Source organism: Rickettsia sp. TH2014 (genome assembly GCF_019249195.1).
Lineage (GTDB): Bacteria > Pseudomonadota > Alphaproteobacteria > Rickettsiales > Rickettsiaceae > Rickettsia > Rickettsia felis.
In genome coordinates this window covers 1-1,324 of record NZ_MXAX01000161.1, presented here as the reverse complement: position 1 = coordinate 1,324, position 1,324 = coordinate 1, and the positions used below count along the sequence as shown (strand labels likewise).

Below are 1,324 nucleotides of genomic sequence, written 5' to 3'. Positions count from 1 at the left end.
TTATGGAATGCAGCAGAAGCAAGAGAAAAACGGGATGATTCTATTACTGGTACACTAATAGAATTTGCATTGCCAAAAGAAGTAAGCAAAGAAGCAAATGTCAAGCTAGCGGAAGAATTTGTACAGAAAAATATTGTAGCACGTGGTTTAGTATGTGATGTTAATATTAATTATAAAAATATTGAGAATCCACATGTCAATATATTGTGTTTAACTAGAAAATTAAAACGTTTAGATAATGACACAGTATTTTTTGTACGCAGCAAAGACCGTGAATTTAGCAGTATAGCTTTTTTATATATTTTAAGGGAGCAATGCGAAATTGAAATCAACAAAATATATGAGGAAGCAGGATTATCTTTTAAAGTGAGTGCTAAGTCATATAGAGCACTTGGAATAGATAAAATCCCGACACGTCATGTAGGACCTAGATATAATAAAAAATCACTAGAAATCCTAAAGCAAAACGAAGAAATTAGAAGACATGATAGTTTAAAAAGTAGTTAACATGGCATTAATGCACTTCAGTATTGGGTCTGTACAAAGAAGCAAAGGGCAAAATGCCGTTGCTACTGCTTCATATATTTCTGCAAGTAAAATAGTATACAAAACTATTGATAAGGATAGTGGCGAAGAGATAAGTATTACTTATGATTTTACAAAAAAGAAAGGTGTAGTATATAGCAAAATATTCATACCTGAAGGTTTTGAAGACGTTACATGGCTTCAGGATAGAGAGCAATTATGGAACGCAGCAGAAGCTAGAGAAAAAAGGGAGGATTCTAGAACTGCTGAAAAAATTATTTTTGCCTTACCGCGTGAAGTAAGTGAGGAAGAAAATAAAAAATTGGTTGAGGAATATGTAAATAAGAATTTAAGAGCTAGAGGCATAGTATGCGAAGCTAATATTCACTACGATAATCCCGATAATCCGCATGTACATCTGCAGTTTTTAACAAGAAGACTAGAGCGTTTAGAAAATGGAGAAGTAATACTTAGTAAGATTAAGGCAAGAGATCTTAAAACCACTAAGGCAGTGTATGATTTTAGAAAGCAGTGTGCGGTCGAGATTAATAAAGTATATGAGGAAGCAGGCTTGCCTTTTAGAGTAACTGCTAAGTCGTTTAAGGAGCTCGGAATAGACCAAGAGCCAACACGTCACAAAGGTCCTGCTCATTATATGAAGGCAACTGAGCTTGAGGCAAAAAACAAAGAAATAATAGCTGAGAATGCAAGAAAGATATACGAAAATCCAGAGATAGTATTTGGTCGTATTTCATATACAAAGCCAGTGTTTACTAAAGAAGATATAGCTATAGCATTA

The 1,324-nt window shown here is 33.9% G+C and carries 2 protein-coding genes; both read left to right on the top strand.

Going from position 1 to position 1,324, the window contains the following annotated elements; genetic code table 11:
* Nucleotides 1-507 (top strand): MobA/MobL family protein (locus KYQ89_RS03100; RefSeq protein WP_218460359.1); only part of this gene is annotated, 507 nt, incomplete at its 5' end.
* 1 nt (nt 508) lies between these two features.
* A partial coding sequence (locus KYQ89_RS03095; RefSeq protein ID WP_218460358.1) for a MobA/MobL family protein occupies nt 509-1,324 on the top strand: 816 nt, incomplete at its 3' end.